Source organism: Hydrocarboniphaga sp., from assembly GCF_028291725.1.
Lineage (GTDB): Bacteria > Pseudomonadota > Gammaproteobacteria > Nevskiales > Nevskiaceae > Hydrocarboniphaga.
In genome coordinates this window covers 1-17,417 of sequence record NZ_JAQGNT010000120.1, presented here as the reverse complement: position 1 = coordinate 17,417, position 17,417 = coordinate 1, and the positions used below count along the sequence as shown (strand labels likewise).

17 protein-coding genes are annotated in these 17,417 nt (G+C 65.5%); 2 read left to right on the top strand and 15 right to left on the bottom strand.

Annotation, left to right across the window (positions count from 1 at the left end; translation table 11 throughout):
* Nucleotides 1–895: 895 nt before the first annotated feature.
* The 6 genes from malQ to JWQ90_RS29015 all read right to left on the bottom strand — a co-directional run bounded on the left by malQ (nucleotide 896) and on the right by JWQ90_RS29015 (nucleotide 7,657).
* Nucleotides 896–2,401: a 4-alpha-glucanotransferase gene (malQ, locus tag JWQ90_RS29040; RefSeq protein ID WP_299698598.1), complete on the bottom strand. Its 1,506-nt coding sequence runs from the start codon at nucleotides 2,399–2,401 to the stop codon at nucleotides 896–898.
* Between the two features lie 9 nt (nucleotides 2,402–2,410).
* Complete coding sequence (locus JWQ90_RS29035) at nucleotides 2,411–4,087, bottom strand: glycoside hydrolase family 57 protein (protein WP_299698596.1); 1,677 nt, start codon at nucleotides 4,085–4,087, stop codon at nucleotides 2,411–2,413.
* A gap of 154 nt (nucleotides 4,088–4,241) precedes the next feature.
* Nucleotides 4,242–5,135: a heme o synthase gene (gene cyoE / locus JWQ90_RS29030; RefSeq protein ID WP_299698594.1), complete on the bottom strand. Its 894-nt coding sequence runs from the start codon at nucleotides 5,133–5,135 to the stop codon at nucleotides 4,242–4,244.
* 12 nt (nucleotides 5,136–5,147) lie between these two features.
* Nucleotides 5,148–6,137 carry a heme A synthase gene (locus tag JWQ90_RS29025; protein WP_299698592.1) on the bottom strand — a complete coding sequence of 330 codons (990 nt, stop codon included), beginning with the start codon at nucleotides 6,135–6,137 and terminating at the stop codon, nucleotides 5,148–5,150.
* A gap of 180 nt (nucleotides 6,138–6,317) precedes the next feature.
* A complete protein-coding gene (locus JWQ90_RS29020) occupies nucleotides 6,318–6,923 on the bottom strand; it encodes a hypothetical protein (RefSeq protein WP_299698590.1) in 606 nt (201 codons plus the stop codon).
* Entirely contained in the window at nucleotides 6,923–7,657 is a 735-nt protein-coding gene (locus JWQ90_RS29015) for an SURF1 family protein (RefSeq protein ID WP_299698588.1), read from the bottom strand. Before JWQ90_RS29015 ends, JWQ90_RS29020 begins: the two co-directional genes overlap by 1 nt.
* Nucleotides 7,658–7,717: 60 nt before the next feature.
* Here JWQ90_RS29015 and JWQ90_RS29010 point away from each other — a divergent pair, with 60 nt between their 5' ends.
* Nucleotides 7,718–7,927 carry a DUF2909 domain-containing protein gene (locus tag JWQ90_RS29010; protein WP_299698600.1) on the top strand — a complete coding sequence of 70 codons (210 nt, stop codon included), beginning with the start codon at nucleotides 7,718–7,720 and terminating at the stop codon, nucleotides 7,925–7,927.
* 195 nt (nucleotides 7,928–8,122) lie between these two features.
* On the opposite strand, the gene JWQ90_RS29005 is transcribed toward JWQ90_RS29010, so the two are convergent.
* The 9 genes from JWQ90_RS29005 to bioB form a co-directional block, all read right to left on the bottom strand.
* On the bottom strand, nucleotides 8,123–9,025 hold the full coding sequence (locus tag JWQ90_RS29005) for a cytochrome c oxidase subunit 3 (RefSeq protein WP_299698586.1): 903 nt from the start codon (nucleotides 9,023–9,025) through the stop codon (nucleotides 8,123–8,125).
* 82 nt (nucleotides 9,026–9,107) lie between these two features.
* On the bottom strand, nucleotides 9,108–9,701 hold the full coding sequence (locus JWQ90_RS29000) for a cytochrome c oxidase assembly protein (RefSeq protein ID WP_299698585.1): 594 nt from the start codon (nucleotides 9,699–9,701) through the stop codon (nucleotides 9,108–9,110).
* Nucleotides 9,698–9,823: a hypothetical protein gene (locus tag JWQ90_RS28995; protein WP_299698583.1), complete on the bottom strand. Its 126-nt coding sequence runs from the start codon at nucleotides 9,821–9,823 to the stop codon at nucleotides 9,698–9,700. Before JWQ90_RS28995 ends, JWQ90_RS29000 begins: the two co-directional genes overlap by 4 nt.
* Nucleotides 9,824–11,452: a cytochrome c oxidase subunit I gene (ctaD, locus tag JWQ90_RS28990; RefSeq protein WP_299698581.1), complete on the bottom strand. Its 1,629-nt coding sequence runs from the start codon at nucleotides 11,450–11,452 to the stop codon at nucleotides 9,824–9,826.
* A gap of 73 nt (nucleotides 11,453–11,525) precedes the next feature.
* A complete protein-coding gene (gene coxB, locus JWQ90_RS28985) occupies nucleotides 11,526–12,722 on the bottom strand; it encodes a cytochrome c oxidase subunit II (RefSeq protein ID WP_299698579.1) in 1,197 nt (398 codons plus the stop codon).
* A 58-nt stretch (nucleotides 12,723–12,780) separates the two neighbouring features.
* Nucleotides 12,781–13,302 carry a DUF2244 domain-containing protein gene (locus JWQ90_RS28980; RefSeq protein ID WP_299698577.1) on the bottom strand — a complete coding sequence of 174 codons (522 nt, stop codon included), beginning with the start codon at nucleotides 13,300–13,302 and terminating at the stop codon, nucleotides 12,781–12,783.
* Between the two features lie 87 nt (nucleotides 13,303–13,389).
* On the bottom strand, nucleotides 13,390–14,067 hold the full coding sequence (gene bioD / locus JWQ90_RS28975) for a dethiobiotin synthase (RefSeq protein ID WP_299698575.1): 678 nt from the start codon (nucleotides 14,065–14,067) through the stop codon (nucleotides 13,390–13,392).
* A 161-nt stretch (nucleotides 14,068–14,228) separates the two neighbouring features.
* Complete coding sequence (bioF, locus tag JWQ90_RS28970) at nucleotides 14,229–15,497, bottom strand: 8-amino-7-oxononanoate synthase (protein WP_299698574.1); 1,269 nt, start codon at nucleotides 15,495–15,497, stop codon at nucleotides 14,229–14,231.
* Entirely contained in the window at nucleotides 15,498–16,565 is a 1,068-nt protein-coding gene (gene bioB, locus JWQ90_RS28965; RefSeq protein ID WP_366919628.1) for a biotin synthase BioB, read from the bottom strand.
* A 64-nt stretch (nucleotides 16,566–16,629) separates the two neighbouring features.
* Here bioB and JWQ90_RS28960 point away from each other — a divergent pair, with 64 nt between their 5' ends.
* Nucleotides 16,630–17,340 (top strand): ComF family protein, encoded by a 711-nt coding sequence (locus JWQ90_RS28960; RefSeq protein ID WP_299698573.1) that lies wholly within the window; start codon nucleotides 16,630–16,632, stop codon nucleotides 17,338–17,340.
* Nucleotides 17,341–17,417: the final 77 nt, after the last annotated feature.

Below are 17,417 nucleotides of genomic sequence, written 5' to 3'. Positions count from 1 at the left end.
ACAAGGGCGACCTCGGACGCCATCCTGATCACCCCGGCACACGCACTCGACGATCACCAGCAGCGCGAATCGTCCGTCCCCCTCGTTACGCTCAGTCAGTGCAAAATCAAATCCGACAGGCTCCTAGCTGCAGCGACCGTCCGCTTTGGCTGAGTCGCGCCTGTAGCGGCGATCGCAGCACTGGCCGCTTTCTGGACGGTGACTTGGTGATCAAATTCAGGCGAATCGCTGACCACCACCCAGGCAATACGTAGATCATCGGATCGGCGATTCCGCAGCCCGACAACCGACGCCAGCACGGTGTATCGATCCCTCTCTCGCGTGCGGGAGAAGATGGCCCGACGAGGCAGATGAGGGACTTCGGTTCGGCCAACGTCAAAAGCCCCTCACCCCTGCCCCTCTCCCGCAAGCGGGAGAGGGGATTCGTATACGCGGCGGTGCTTGTGAAGAAGACTGCTTAGGGGTTTTGCGGTGAAAGAAAGTCTGGTGGCAGGGTGGACATGGCAACGAAGCTGGCGCTGACGGTTCCGGTCTAGCTCACATCGCCTTGCGCGGCCCGAACGTGGTTATTTTTGTTCTCGACGCGAGTTTTTAACGACGCTTCGCCGCATATGTCAGAGTCAACGCTGGTTATTGGCATCCGACTTGAGCATTGGATGCAGTACATCGGCTACAGATGAGGGTTAACGCGACTTTTACCGCTGCTGCGCCGTGTTTTATCTGGCTCGATCATGATTTTCTGCATGCCAATCAACTTATTTCTCGACTCTCACACAGCTTTCAGTACCCGACGTGAAGATTGCAGCAACTCGCACGGATTATTGATCGGTCTACAAGAAATACTGGGCGCTCACTACACACTTCCCTTTCATGGGAGGTGAATGCTGAGGATCAATCAGAGCCGGTTGTAGAGCCGCGCCAGCTCTTTCAGCTCCAGCTTGCGCTCATCCTTCAGTTGCGGCCACTCGAAGCGCCAGCGCCAGTTCGCCTCGCCCATCGTGCCCGGTGTATTCATCCGGTTGCCGGCACCGAGTTCCAGCACGTCCTGCATCGGGATCACCGCGAGCCGGGCCACCGATGCGTAGACCGCTTCGATCATCGCGTCCGGCATGTCGGTGCGGCTCGCCGGCAGGTAGCGTGCGACCTCTTCTCTCTCCTCCATCGTCAGCGCCTCGTACCATTCCAGCGTCACCGCGTTATCGTGCGTGCCGGTGTACGCAACGAAGTCCGTCGCGAAATTATGTGGCAGGTGCAGGTTGTCCGGGCCGCCGCCGAAGCCGAACTGCATCACGCGCATGCCGGGCATCGCGAAGCGCTTGCGCAGCGCCTCGACCTCGGGCGTGATTTCGCCGAGGTCTTCTGCAACCAGGGGCAGATCGCCGAGCTTTTCCTGTACCGCGGCCAGCAGTTCCGCGCCCGGTGTCTTGACCCATTTGCCGTCGATCGCGGTGATCTCGCCGGCCTGGATTTCCCAGCAGGCTTCGAGGCCGCGGAAGTGATCGATGCGCAGCAGATCGAACAGCTCGCGCTGCGTATTCAGCCGGCTCAACCACCATGCGTAGCCTTCTTTGCGATGCGCGGCCCAGCGATACAACGGATTGCCCCAGACCTGGCCGGTCTTGGAGAAGTAATCCGGCGGCACGCCGGCGACGACCGTCGGCTGGCCTTCGCGATCGAGCTGCCACAGGCCGCGATTCGACCAGACGTCGGCGCTGTGATGGGCGACGAAGATCGGCAGATCGCCAAATAGAAAAACGCCGTTCTTGTGCGCATAAGCGCGCAGATCGTTCCACTGCGCGAAGAACACGAACTGCTCGAAGCGCACCTGCTCCATCGCGTCGGCCAGCGCCGCCAGCGCCTGCTCGTATCCAGCACCTCGACGATCGCGCAACGGCGATTCCCAGTCGGTCCACGCGGCACCGGCATGCTGGGCGTTGAAAGCGGTGAAGGCGGCGTAGTCATCCAGCCAGGCGGCGTTGTGCTCGCAGAACCCCTGGTAGCGCTTGTGCCACGCGGCATCGGCATCGCCGACAAAACTCTTGCAGGCGATCCTCAGGCTGGCCTGCCGATAGGCCGGCGCATCCGCATCCGAAATCGTGGGATCGACTCCGCCGAGCCAGCCGCGATCGACCAGCCAGTCGAGACTGATCAGCAGCGGGTTGCCGGCGTTGGCGGAGAGGCTGAAATACGGCGAGCCGTCGGCATGCGTCGGGTTCAGCGGCAGCACCTGCCAGATCGAAAATCCGCTGGCCGCACAAAACTCGACGAAGCGATACGCATCGTGGCTGAAGTCGCCGTTGCCAAGCCGGCCCGGCAGCGAGCTGATGTGCGCGAGCACGCCGGCGCGGCGTCGGCCGAGCATTTGTTCTTTGGCGGAGGCTTGAACCGGGATCGTGGCCATGCGGCAGGCTCAGGTATTCGCGCGCATCGTGCCGCCGGCCGCAGGATCGCCCTGCCCCTGGCTCAATACCGCAGCCAGTGCCTGCGGCGGCGCCAGGCCGAGCATCTCGAACAGGCGCCGCAGATGCAGCCGGTACAGTGATTCGAAATCGCTGACCGCGCGGCCCGGGTTGTAGTCGCCGAGCCACCAGAACCAGTCGGAGGCTTCGCAGACCGCGAGCTGGCGGTCGATCGCGGCGCGCTGCGCATCGCTGAATGCTTTCGAAGCCATGGCCGAGTCGTAGGCCTGCTTCGCCTGCACCAGCAGATCCCAGCCGCGATTCTTGTCGGCCGATCCGATCCAGGTCGAGAACGTACCGTAGACCCAGCTGCCCGCGGTCAGGCGCGGCAGCGTCGCCGTCGCGACACCTTCGGCCAGCGCGTCGCGTACCGTCGTCAGCTTCAGGCGCGGATGATTCGCGAGGCGGCGATACAGCGTGGACAGCAGCCAGTACGCATTCATCGGGTAGAACTCCCAGGCGTTCTCGCCGTCCAGATAGATCAACACCAGGCCCTCGCTGCCCTGCTCGTCCGCGCGCTGCTCCAGCCGCCGCACCAGGTCGTCGATCGCGTCGTCCGCGTGCCAGGTCTGGTAGCGAAAGCCGACGGCATCGGACAACTCGTCATCACGAAACAGGCAGGACAGGGCGCGCCCACCGAAATGAATCGGCCGGCTCGCCGGATACGCAAGGCCGGCATCGCGGACACTGTGCGCGAGCACGTTCGCACCCGACGCCGTCCAGCTGAAACCGAAGTCCGGCAGCAGGTCCAGCGTGGCCTCGCTGATCGAGCCTTCGGAGCACCAGCAACCCACCGGCCTGAAGCCGAAACAGCGCTCAAACACCGCCAGCCCGCGCTCGAAATGCCAGCGCGCACGCGCTTCGCCGCCGGGATACGCCGGCGACTCCGGCAGCGGCGCATCGGGCATCGCCTCCTTCGCCGATTTCAGGTCCAGCATCAGCGGCACGATCGGATGTCCGTAGGGCGTGATCGTCAGCTCGACACGGCCGCTCTCCGCGAGCCGGCGATAGCGCGGAATGATGTCGGCGCAGATCTCGCCGATCAGCGCGAGCAGGCGGCGGCGCTCGTCCAGGCTGAATCCATGCCCCTGTGCCTGCAACTCCTGCACGAAGCCGTTGTGACGACGGATGGTTTCACCGATCCACGCCAGATGCAGCCAGGTCACCAGATCGGCGATGTAGGCATCGGACAAGTAAGCCTGATGGCCGGGCTGGCTGCGCGCGTGCTCGGCAATGTTGGCGAGTGCCTGGTACGGCCCGAAACGCTCGATCAGGCGCTGCGGATGCGAACGCAGGCCGGCCTCGATCAGCGCCAGCCGTGAGGCCGGGTCGGCCGGATAACGCTCGGCCACCAAGGCCTCCAGCATCGGCTCGCATAGCGATGCGCCGCTCGCCAGGAAGTCGCGAATCGTGGCGGCGCGGCCTTCAATCTGCTCCAGCAGCAGCGGCGCGAAGTTGACCACGGCCTTCGCGCCCGGCTCGTTCTCCAGATGCGCGGCCATGTCGGAGTAATCCTTGATGGCGTGCAGATAAGTCCAGGGCAAGGCGGAGACGCCGTTGGACGGATCGCGATATTCGGGCTGGTGCATGTGCCAGCCGACGACGACACGCAGACGCTGCTCGCTCATTTCGCCGATGCCTGCTGAGTTAAGAACCCGAGCTTAGCAAGCACGACGTGGGCCGTTGGATGAGCGGCCAAGAATCCGGGCGTAGGTTGGGGTGAGCTTGCGAACCCCAACATCGGCGCGAACGAACGTTGGGGTTCGCTGCGCTCACCCCAACCTACGGGATGAACGGGCTCAGGTAATGATCCAGCAGCAACGCGGTGAAGATGCCCATCAGGTAGACGATCGAGTAGCCGAACGTCTTCATCGGCAGGCCCGGGCGCGGTGCGAACTTCATCAGGATCGCGTAACGCATGAAGACGAAATTCAGCACCACCGAGCCGGCCAGGTAGATCAGGCCGCTCATACCGATCAGCACCGGCAGCGTCGTCACCAGCACCAGCAGGATCGTGTACAGCAGCACCTGGGTCTTGGTGTATTCGATGCCGTGCGTGACCGGCAGCATCGGCACGCCGGCCTTGGCGTACTCGTCGCGGCGCTCGATCGCCAGCGCCCAGAAATGCGGCGGCGTCCAGATGAAGATGATCAGGAACAGGATCAGCGCATGCGGATGAACATGCCCGGTCGCAGCCACCCAGCCGAGCACGGGTGGCGCGGCACCGGCGGCGCCGCCGATGACGATGTTCTGCGGCGTCGCGCGCTTCAAAAACAGCGTGTAGATGCCGGCGTAGCCGACCAGCGCGAACTGCGTCAGCAGCGCCGTCAGCGGGTTGACCAGAAACCACAGCACGACGAAGCCGGCCAGGCCGATGACGGTCGCGAACGCGATCGACTCGGTCATGCCGAGCCGGCCGGTGACCAGCGGACGGCCGCAGGTGCGCGCCATGTTGGCGTCGATGCCGCGATCGATGATCTGGTTGATCGCGGCGGCCGACGCCGCCTGCAAGGTGATGCCGAGCGTGCCCCAGACCAGCGCCGCCAGCGGCGGCAGCAGCGGCACCGCCAGGAACATGCCGATGATCGCGGTGAACACGATCAGCATCACCACGCGCGGCTTGCACAGCTCGTAGTACTCGTGCAGCACGGAGGTTCTTTCGACGACGCTACTCATGTCAGATCCACGTCAGATCGACGGCGCCGAACGCAGGCGCTGGTTCAGCGCGACCAGGCAGGCCAGGAACAGCGCCGCGCCGGCGTTGTGCGCGGTCGCCAGCGCCAGCGGCAACTGGAACCAGACGATCGCCAGGCCGAGCGCGACTTGCAGCGCCAGCACGCCGAGCACCGCAAAGCCGAAGCGGCGCCAGACCGGCGCATGCAGGCGCAGCAGCACCAGTGCCAGCAGCAGCGTCGTCACCGTGACGATGCCGGCGCCGAGCCGGTGCGTCCAATGGATCGTGACCCGCGCCCGCGCATCGAGAATGCCGTGCTCGTAGTTGATGCCGAGCCCATGCCACAGGGTGTACGCGGTCTTGTAATCGGTTTCGGGAATGTACCGGCCCTGGCAGGTCGGCAGATCCGGGCAGGCCAGCGCCGCGTAATTGGTGCTGGTCCAGCCGCCGAGAAAGATCTGCGCGGCCAGGATCGCCAGCACGAAAGTCGAGAAACGCAGCAGCGGCCGCGGCGCGTCCGCCTTCACCGGCGCCACCGTAGACAGCCACAGCCACAGCAGCAGCGACAGCGTCGTCAGCCCGCCGAGCAGATGCCCGGTGACCACCAGCGGCTTCAGCAGCAGGGTCACCGTCCACATGCCGAGCGCGCCCTGGAACATCACCAGGCCGACCAGCACCCAGGGCAGCACGCGCACGGTCTTGCGCGGCGCCTTGAGCCGCGTGCTCCACGCCGCCAGCGCGACGATCGCCAAACCCAGCGTGGTGGCGAGATAGCGGTGGATCATCTCCTTCCAGGCCTTGTGCGCTTCCACCGGGCGATCGGGGAACGCGGCCTCGGCGTTCGCCAGCTCGTGCTGCGCGCCGGGCACGCCGACATGGCCGTAGCAGCCGGGCCAGTCCGGGCAGCCGAGGCCGGCGTCGCTCAGGCGCACATAGGCGCCGAACACGATCACGATGAAGCAGAGGGCCACAGTGGCCAGATTGAGGCGGCGGAACCAGAGCATGGGATCAACGGGACGGACAACGGAGGGAGCGGGCCTGGGCTAGGCGCGGGCGGCATTTTAGCCGGCCGCGGCTCGCGCTGCCGCAGTAGGTCGGCAACCCTTTGCCGACGTGAGGCCCCGATTGCGCATCCGGCTTCACACGTCGGCAAAGGATTGCCGACCTACGCATCTGCCAATTGCCTAGGACTGCGACTGTTTCAGCAGCCGCTTGAAGTCCTTCTGCATGCCCTTGAAGTCTTCCTGGGTGCCGCGGTCTGGGTAGACCATCATGTAGTTGCCGAACGGGTCGATCAGGTACAGCGCGCCCGCCTCCCTGGGCCCGAAGAAGCGCGTATCGATGGACGCTGCGCGCAGCATCAGGTCGGGGTGCTCGGCTCCCAGACGCTGTTGCAGGCCGGCCAGCGCGGCCGCGTCGTCGGTCAGCAGCACGCGCTGCACCAGGTCGCGGTTGGCGGCAAGCGCGGTGCGCAGCTGGCGGCTCAGCAGCACGCGCTGGGCGCAGGCATCGTCGCAGCCGCCGGAGGCCAGCTGCAGCAGCGTCCATTTGTTGCGCAGCTCCTCGGTCGTCACGCTGCTGCCGTCGGGCTTCAGCCAGGACCACGCCGGCAGTTCGCGCACCGGCGATACCAGCTCGCCGTAATTGGTCGTGCCGGTCGGGCGATGCTGCGGATAGTAGAAGTACAGCAGCCAGGCGCCGATGAAGGGTGTGAAGAACAGCACCGCCAGCAGCAGAAACTGCACCCGGCCGGGGCCGCGCGGGCGATTCAGAGGACTAGCGGCATTCATCAGGAGATGCGTCTCAGGTTGAGCTTCACGAACAGGAACAGCAGCGTCGCAGCAAACGCGTACCACTGCGCCGCATAGGCGTAATGGCGCTGCGGTGGAATCGCGGCATTGATGCGCCAGTCGCGCACGTAGCCATCGTTCAAGGCCGGGTCCAGCAACAGCAGGCCCGCCAGCGGCGCCTCGCCCAGATCCGCGCCCAGATCCGCATATAGACAACGCAGATCGCCGGCGACAGGATATTGCACCACGCGCGGCCAGTTTTTGCCGGCGCAGGCGTCGGCCGCCAGGCGCAGCCCCGGCTGCGGCAGCGGCCGCCACAGCCCTGAGACTTCGCGCGGAGTCGCGTCGACCGAGGTTTCCGGCATCCGGCTGCGATCGCCGTCCTCGGCAACCCAGCCGCGATCGACCATCAGCAGCGCGCCGTCGTCCAGGCGCAGCGGCGTCCACACGTGGTAGCCGGGCCGTCCGTCATTGCCCTGGTTGTCGAGCAGCAGCTGCCGAGTACCCAGATAACGGCCGTGCGCCTGCAGGTGCGGCGCCTCGCGTTCACTGGCCGGCGCGGTGTCGCGCGTCAGCGGCTGTGTCGGGCCGGCGCTGGAGGCGTCCATCACCGCCTGCATCTGCGCCTTGTAGAAACCGCGCTGCATCTGCCAGCTGCCCAGCGCGATCAGCAGCGCCAGGGCCGGAAACAGCGCGAACCAGGACCACGAGGGCGGCCGGAAGCGGTAACTCATGCGCTCGCACGGCACGCCGCAGCGGGTCTACCATTCGGCATCGTCTTCATCGTGACCGGCATGCTCGTCAACCTGTTCATCGCGCTGTTCCTGATCGCCATCCTGGCCGCCTTGTTCGCCGGCGGCTACTTCGTCGTGCGCGACCCGAGCAGCAAGCGCCGTGCGTTCTGGGCGCTGTCCTGGAGAGTCGGCCTGCAAGTCGCGCTGCTGATCTTCCTGGTCGTCGCCTTCCTGATGGGCTGGATCAAACCGCACGCGCTCGGCGGCTGAAGACCGCTACAAAACCCCCCGTTCCTCCCGAGTAGCGGGACGTATCGAGGGAGGGACGCAGCCGAGGCGCCGGCTGCCTCGATACGAGCCCTCCGGGCTCTACTCGGCACGAACGGATTGCAGTTCAATATTCGATAGCGCGAACAAGAAAAAGGCCCGCCTGGCGGGCCTTTTTCCGTTACTCCGCTACGTGCATCAAGCCACGTAGACGAAGATGAACAAGCCAATCCATACCACGTCGACGAAGTGCCAGTACCAGGCCACGCCCTCGAAGCCGAAATGGCTGTCGGGCTTGAAGTGGCCGAGCATCAGGCGGATCGCGATGATCGCCAGCATCAGCGTGCCCAGCGTCACGTGGAAGCCGTGGAACCCGGTCAGCATGAAGAATGTCGAGCCGTACACGCCCGAATGCATCGTAAGGTTCAGTGTGTGGAACGCATGCAGGTACTCGGTGGCCTGGAAGTACAGGAACAGCGAGCCCAGCGCGACCGTGACCCACATCCAGAAGATGCAGACCTTGCGGTGGTTCTCCTTCAATGCGTGGTGCGCGGTCTCCAGCGTCACGCCCGAAGTCAGCAGCAGCACGGTGTTGACGAAGGGTAGGCCCCAGGCGCTGACCGTTTCGAACTTGCCGCCGAGCGCCTTCGGACCATTGGTCGGCCAGGTGTTCTCGAAGCCCGGCCACAGGTTCATGTGGGTCGCGAGCTTGGTGCCCTCGCCGGACAGCCAGGGGATCGACATCTCGCGGGCATACCAGAGCGCGCCGAAGAACGCGGCAAAGAACATGACCTCGGAGAAGATGAACCAGGCCATGCCCATGCGATAGGTGCGGCCGACCTGGTCGTTGTACAGGCCGCCTTCGCTCTCCAGGCAGACGCCGCGGACCCAGCGGAAGATGATGTAGAACGCGGCCAGCGCGCCCACGATCGGCGGGATCGGGCCGACGCTGTGATCTTCCAGGTAACCCCAGCCGGCGATGATGCAGGTGACCAGTGCGGCGGTCAGCATGAACGGCCAGGCCGAGGGCGCGGGCACGAAATACTTGCCCGTGGCCGGCGCGTGAGAGTGATCGGTAGGGGCTGCGGCTGGCGTCGCCATGATGTCCTCGAGTCTCGCTGATTCCAACTTCGGTTCCAACTTCGGTTCCAACTTTGATTCCAACTTTGATTCCAACTTTGATCTAGCTTTTGGGTGCCGTCTTGGCTGCTGCTTTCGCCGCCGCCTCGGTCACGTCAAAAAAAGTATACGACAGGGTTACCGTATCCACTTCCGGCGGGATTTCGCGGTCGAGCACGAAACGCACCGGCATCATCTTTTCTTCGCCGGCCTTGAAAGGCTGGTTGTTGAAGCAGAAACACTCCGACTTGTGCAGATACTTCGCCGCTTCGATCGGCGCCACGTTCGGCACCGCCTGCGCCACCAGATCCGAATCCTGGGTGTTGCGGGCATGGAACATCACCGTCACGAACTCCCCCGGATGCACTTCGACCGACGACTGCAGCGGCCGGAACTCCCAGTCGCGGCCGCCGTTGACGGTGGTCACGAACTGCACCTTCACTTCGCGGCTGGTATCGACAGCGGCCGCCGCCGTCTCCTTCACTGCCTGGTTCGACACCTTGCCGTTGAGCCCGGTGAAGACGCACAGCGCGTTGTACAGCGGCACCGTCGCGTAGCCGAAGCCGAACATGCCGACCACCACAACCACCAGCACCAGCGCATTGCGCTTGGCCGACGACAGGCCGCGACTGGTGCCGCTGTCGGCTGCGTCGCTCAACGGTGCATCTGCGCGTACACGAAGCCGGCCAGCACCACGACCACCAGCACCACGTGCACCAGCGCCAGCGTCACATTGCGCTTGGCGCGCTTGCGGTCGGCGTCGTCCACGGTCGTCGTCACTTAGTGCGCCTTCGCGGCGCCGTGCAGACTCTGCGTCTCGTCGTCACCCACGTACGGCGGCACTTCGAAAGTGTGATACGGCGCCGGCGACGGCACCGTCCACTCCAGGCCATGCGCGCCTTCCCAGACGCGGTCCGTCGCCGGCACACCCTTCTTCGACATGCACTTGATCATGTTGAAGATGAAGATGAACTGCGCCAGGAAGAAACCGAACGCGCCGATCGTGCTGATCTCGTTGAAGTCGGTGAACTGCACCGCGTAGTCGGGCACGCGGCGCTGCATGCCGGCCAGGCCGAGGAAATGCTGCGGGAAGAACGTGACGTTGATGAAGATCGCCGACAGCCAGAAGTGGGTCTTGCCCCAGAACTCGTTGTACATGCGGCCGGTCCATTTCGGTATCCAGTAGTAGACGCCGGCGAGGATCGAGAACACCGCGCCCGGTACCAATACGTAGTGGAAATGCGCGACCACGAAATAGGTGTCGTGATACTGGAAGTCGACCGGCGCCATCGCCAGCATCAGGCCCGAGAAGCCGCCGATCGTGAACAGGAACACGAAGGCCACCGCGAACAGCATCGGCGTCTCGAAGCTCATCGAGCCGCGCCACATCGTCGCGACCCAGTTGAACACCTTCACGCCGGTGGGCACCGCGATCAGCATCGTGCTGAACATGAAGAACAGCTCGCCGGCCAGCGGCATGCCGACCGTGAACATGTGATGCGCCCAGACGATGAAGCTCAGGAACGCGATCGACGCGGTCGCATAGACCATCGAGTCGTAGCCGAACAGTGTCTTGCGAGCGAACGTCGGGATGATCGTGCTGACGATGCCGAAGGCCGGCAAAATCAAGATGTAGACCTCGGGATGGCCGAAGAACCAGAACACGTGCTGGAACAACACCGGGTCACCACCGCCGGACGCGGTGAAGAAGCTGGTGCCGAAGTAGCGGTCGGTCAGCAGCATGGTCACGGCGCCGGCGAGCACCGGCATGGTCGCGATCAGCAGGTAGGCGGTGATCAGCCAGGTCCAGCAGAACAGCGGCATTTTCAGCAGCGTCATGCCCGGTGCGCGCATGTTCAGGATCGTCACGGCGACGTTGATCGCGCCGGTGATCGACGAAATACCCATCAAGTGAATCGCGAAGATCAGGAACGGGAAGCCCTCGCCCATCTGCAGCACCAGCGGCGGGTACATGGTCCAGCCGCCGGCCGGGCCGCCGCTGGGCATGAACAGCGTCGACAGCAGCAGGCAGAAGGCGAACGGCAGCAGCCAGAAGCCCCAGTTGTTGACGCGCGGCAGGGCCAGATCGGAACAGCCGATCTGCATCGGCACCATCCAGTTGGCCAGGCCGGTGAATGCCGGCATGACGCCGCCGAAGATCATCACCAGCGCGTGCAGCGTGGTCATCGAGTTGAAGAACTCGGGACGCACGAACTGCAGGCCCGGGTGGAACAATTCGGCGCGGATCACCAGCGACATCAGGCCGCCGATGAAGAACATCGTGAACGCGAACACCAGATACAAGGTACCCAGGTCCTTGTGATTGGTGGTCTTGATCCAGCGCATGATCCCCGGCGCCGGGCCGTGGTGCGCGTGATCGTCGTGGTGGGCGTGATCGGTGTGAGCCATTGATGGAACTCCGGAAACTCGACTACAGATTTCTGTTCGCAGCTAACTTGTTGGTTAACTTACTTGCGGGAACTTACTTGCGCGCGGCGGCGACGTCGCCGGCCTGCACGATCTCGCCCTTGTTGCCCCAGGAGCTGTGCACGTAGCTGGTGACCGCGGCGATGTCGTCATTCGACAGCTGCGGGAACGGCGGCATCATGTTCTTGCCGTGCAGCACCTGCTGGATCACCGCGTCCTTCGGACCGTTGACCACCTTGCTGCCGGCGAGCGGCGGAAAGGTCGGCGGCATGCCGGTACCGCCGGCCTGGTGGCAGGCGATGCAGTTGGTCTTGTAGACCTTCTCGCCGGCGGCAAGCAGTTCGTCCTTGCTCTTGCCGGCGGCGGCCGGTGCGGCGGCAGCGGGAGCCGCGGCGGCGACTTCGGTGGCGGCCGGCGCAGCGGCGGCAACCGCAACCGCTGCAGGTACCGGTGCAGCGGCCACCGGCGCGGCCGAGGCGACTTCGGTGCCCTTGCTCTTCTGCTCGGCGAGCCAGGCCTTGAACTCGTCTTCCGGCAGCGCCTTGACCACGATCGGCATGAAGCCGTGATCGCGGCCGCAGAGTTCGGCGCAGACGCCGCGGAACGTGCCCGGCTCGTCGATCTTGGTCCAGACCTCGTTGATGTAGCCCGGGATCGCGTCCTTCTTGACCGCGAACGCCGGCACCCACCAGGCGTGGATCACGTCGTTGGACGTGATCAGGAAGCGGATCTTCTTGCCGACCGGCAGCACCAGCGGATGGTCGACGTCGACCAGGTAGTTCGGCACGGTGTAGACGTCGATGCCCGAGTTCAGCTGGCGCGCCCTGTTGGATTCCGCAGCCAGCGTGGAGAAGTACGACACGTCTTCGCCCAGGTATTCGTACTGCCACTTCCACTGGTAGCCGGTGATCTTGATATTGATATCGGCGTTGTGGGTGTCGTCCATCTTGACCAGCGTCGCCGCGGCCGGGATCGCCATGCCGATCAGGATCACGAACGGGATCGCGGTCCAGATGATCTCGACCAGGGTTGATTCATGGAAGCTGGCGGCGACCGCGCCCTTGGATTTGCGGTGCGCGAACACCGAATAGAACATCGCGCCGAAAACCACGATGCCGATCACCACGCAGATCCAGAACACGAACATGTGCAGGTGATGCACTTCGTGGCTCATCTCGGTGACGCCTTCCGGCAGGTTCCACTTCGCGCCGGTGTAGGCGAGTGCCGAACCGCTTCCGAATAGACAGCTCACGAGAGCGCCAACCCGCGCCCACCCCAGCATCTTCTGCATGCGTCTAATCTCCAAAAGGCTACACAGCGGGCTCATCGGCCCTCTGACGTGGCAGCGACCGGCCCCACGCCGGCTTCACGGATATCAATTCTTTCAAGCGCGCGGCCAGGGCCTGGCGCTCCTCGTCGGTCAGGCAGCGGCCGATCTCGACCCGCTGGCCCGAACAGCACAGCAACAACCGGCTGGGATCATGGCGGCGGCTGCCGGTTTCGATCACCACCCGCACCCACGGGCGCGGAAAATCCACACTCGATGTCGCGCCGCCTCGACCCTGGACTCCCGCCAGACCGAACTCGATCCGCAAGCGGCTCTCGTCCAGGCTCAGCACTTCCCGATAGCGGTTGCGCCTGAGGCTCACCCATACCGCCGCCGTCACTGCCATCAGCTCGGCACCGGCAAACGGCAACACCGGCCAGAAACCGATAAAGAAACAGACCATCGCGACGGTTAAGGCCAGCGCGCCAAGTGACCCCAGAAACCAGACCGCGCCCCGAAAATCCAGGGAGGCATTGGGTCCGATGACGATGCGATGGGTCGACATGGCGGCTGTTTGCCCTAGGACAGACACGGCATTCGAGCCCGCGGATTGTAGTGGATGCTGCCGACACCGGCAAAGCTTTCTACCGGATCAGAAACATGTTTCCAGTCGACGCAATAGCCGGTCGCCCTGCCCGCTGTCGGCGTGGCTGGGCAATAGATGACCGAGCAGCGGCGCGTCCAGACGCTGCTCCAGGGTGTGAATGTTGTCATCCAGCGCCGGCTGCGATGGCGGCAGCTCGTTGGCGACCCAGCCGGCCAGGTGCAGGCCGCGATGGCGGATGGCGTCCGCGGTCAGCAACGCGTGATTGATACAACCCAGGCGCATCGCGACCACCATCAGCACCGGCCAGCCGCGCGCGGCGACCCAGTCGGCGAAACTGGCCTCGTCGTTCAGCGGCACCTGCCAGCCACCGGCGCCTTCGACCAGCAGCCAGTCATAGCGGGATTGCAGCGCGTCCAGCGCCTGGTCGAGCCGGCCCAGTTCGATGATGCGGCCGGCCTGCCGCGCTGCGATATGCGGCGCCAGCGGCGGCTCGAACGCGTAGGGATTGATCGCGTCGTAAGGCTCAGCAGTACCGGCAGCGGCCTGCAGCGCCAGCGCGTCTTCGTTGCGCAGCTCGCCGCATGCATCGCGCTCACAACCGCTCGCCACCGGCTTGAAGCCGCAGGCGCGGATTCCACGGCGCCGCGCCGCCGCCAGCAGCATCGCGCCGACATGGGTCTTGCCGACGCCGGTGTCGGTGCCGGTGACGAACAGAGTCTTCATTTCGATCCGCCGCTGTAGGAGCGGGTCATACCCGCGACTGTGCTCTTCAAGGTCGGACCTACAGTGCGTCAACCACGGGCAGCCAGCGTAGGTTGGGGTGAGCGCAGCGAACCCCAACATGAGGTCCGCGCCAATGTTGGGGTTCGCAAGCTCACCCCAACCTACGGCAACGCACGCAGACTCTCCGCTAGCGCATCCAGCAACCCGTCGATCTGCTCCGGCTCATGCGCGGCCGACAAGGTGATACGCAGCCGCGCGGTGCCGCGCGGCACCGTCGGCGGGCGGATCGCAGCAACCCAGAAACCACGCGACATCAGCTCGCGCGACAGGACCAGCGCTCGCGCATCGTCATGCACGATCAGCGGCTGGATCGGCGTCGCCACCGCGCGCCGCTCCACCGGCAGGCCGCGCTGCTGCGCGCCGCCGACGAAGCGCTCGATATTCTCGTGCAGGCGAGCCCGCAGCTCCGGTTCCTGGCGCACGATGCGCAGCGCCGCGCGCGCCGCCGCTGCCATCGCCGGCGGCGGCGCGGTCGAGAATACCCAGGTGCGCGCCCGCTGGATCAGGTACTCGATCAGCACTTGCGAGCCGGCGACGAAACCGCCGGCGCAGCCCAGCGATTTGCCGAGCGTCGCGACCAGTACCTCGGGCTCCTCTCCGAGCAGCTCGGCGGTGCCACGGCCACGCGCGCCGAGCACGCCGAAGCCATGCGCGTCATCGACCATCAGCGCCGCACTGCTGCGGCGCGCGAGTTGCGCCAGCGCCGGCAGATCGGCTACGTCGCCGTCCATGCTGAAAACGCCGTCGGTGACCAGCAGCGCAAAACGTCGATCGAGCGCGGACTGCTGCAGCTCGTGTTCGCAGGCACCCAGATCGGCGTGCGCGATGCGCCGGTATTCCGCGCCGCTGGCGCGCGCGCCGTCGATCAGCGAAGCGTGATTCAACTCGTCGGCGACGATCACATCACCGCGGCCGAGCAAGGCCTTGAGCACGCCCATGTTGGTGGCCCAGCCCGTCGAGAACAGCAGCGCGCGCGGCCGGCCGAGAAAATCGGCGAGCTCTTCCTCCAGCGCGCGATGTTCGGCATTGAAGCCGCTGATCAGCGCCGAGCCGCTGCTGCCGGTGCCGACCCGCGCGAAGCCTGCACGCGCCGCTTCGGCCACGCGCGGATCACTGGCCAGGCCCAGATAATCATTGGAGCAGAAATTGATGCAGTCGCGGCCGTCGACGCGCATGCGCACCGCATGCGCGCCGTCGACGACGCGGCGCACGCGGTACAGCGAGCGCTCGCGCAAGTCCTCGAGAACCGGCGCAAGCCGGGCATCGAGCACACCGCCTTCGTAGGGCGGGTCGAGACCCGCCGCTTTTTCTTCGGGCCGCACGCGATGGCGGGTCACGACCCGCCCTACGGAAGCGGCTTCGATCTCCACTTAAGCCGCCGCGTGTTCGTGCGTCTGTTGGTGCGCCTGTTCATGTTGATGCTCGCACTGCACCGCGCAGGCCTCGCGATCACCGATGGCGACCTCGGTGGTGACCTTGCCCTCGATCTGCATGCCGAGCCGCGCCAGCAGCGCGCGGTCGCGCAGATTCTGCGGGTTCTCGGTGGTCAGCAGCTTGTCGCCGTAGAAGATCGAGTTGGCGCCGGCCATGAAGCACAGCGCCTGCAGCTCGTCGCTCATCTCGGTGCGGCCCGCCGACAGGCGCACCGCGGCCTTGGGCATCGTCAGCCGCGCGACTGCGATGGTGCGCACGAAATCCAGCGGATCGAGCTTGTCACCGCCGTTCAGCGGCGTGCCTTCGACCTGCACCAGGTTGTTGATCGGTACGCTGTCCGGATGCTCCGGCAAGCTCGCCAGCTGGCGCAGCAGCTCGCTGCGGTCGTGCTGCTCCTCGCCCATGCCGACGATGCCGCCGCTGCAGACCTTGACGCCGGCCGCACGCACATTGGCGAGCGTATCCAGGCGATCCTCGTAGGTGCGCGTGGTGATGATCTTCTCGTAGTACTCGGGCGAGGTATCGAGGTTGTGGTTGTAGTAGTCCAGGCCGGCGTCGGCCAGGCGCTGGGCCTGGTGATCCTTGAGCATGCCCAGCGTCACGCAGGTCTCCAGGCCCAGCGATTTGACCTCGCGCACCATCGCCTCGACCTTGAGCAGATCCTTGTCCTTGGGGCTGCGCCAGGCGGCGCCCATGCAGAAGCGCGTCGCGCCGCCGGCCTTGGCCTCGCGCGCCGCCTCGACCACGGCGCGCACTTCCATCAGCGGCTCTTTGGCCAAGCCGGTTTCAAAGCGCACCGACTGCGGACAGTAGGCGCAGTCTTCCGGGCAGGCGCCGGTCTTGATCGACAACAGGGTCGACAGCTGCACCGTGTTCGGCTGGTGATAGCGCCGGTGCATCTGCTGGGCCTGGAACATCAGATCCATGAACGGCAGGTCGAACAGGAACTGCACCTCGGCGCGGGTCCAGTCGTGGCGGATATCGTTCGAGGCGGCTGGTGTCATGGCAGGAGTCGGGCTGTGAGCGCGGAAGCCGGCAGTTTCCCCAGCCGCGGACGGAGATGTCAACTTGATTGGACACAGCCTGGTTTACAACTTTCGCAGCTGGCTCGACCTGGCAGCCCCGCCGACCTGCCTGTTCTGCTCCTCGCCGACCGACGGCCCCGGCTGCTGCGCCGGCTGCCGCGCCGACCTGCCCTGGAACCGGAGCGCCTGTCCGGGCTGCGCGCTGCCCTCGGTGCTGCCGCAGATCTGCCCGCGCTGCAGCCGCCGCCCGCGCCGCTTCGACTCGGCCTGGTCCGCGTTCGTGCTCGCTGCGCCGGTCCACAGCGGCCTGCTCGGGCTCAAGTACCACGCGCGCTTCGTCCAGGCGCGCGTGCTGGGCGAGCTGATGGCCGCGGAACTGCGCTCGCGCCGCGAACCGCTGCCCGATCTGCTGCTGCCGGTGCCGCTGCACTGGCGGCGGCTGATACGCCGCGGCTACAACCAGGCTCTGCTGCTGGCGCGGGAACTCGGGTGCCAGCTCGAGCTGCCGGTCGATACGCGCACGCTGCGCCGTCCCGGCGCCGGCCGAGACCAGATCGGCCAGAGCGCGAGCGCGCGGCGGGCAAACCTGCGCGGCGTGTTCAGCGCGTCAGGCTCACTGCAAGGCCGGCACATCGCGCTGGTCGACGACGTGATGACGACCGGGGCGACGTTCGACGAGCTGGCGCGGGTGTGCCGCAGAGCCGGTGCAAAGCGGATCGAAGTCTGGTCGGTCGCCCGGACGATTTTGAGCTGAGCTTGACCGCATCACCTGTAGGAGCGGTGCTTGACCGCGGTTGGGGCCTTGGAGGGAACAATAGCGGTGAAGGACCG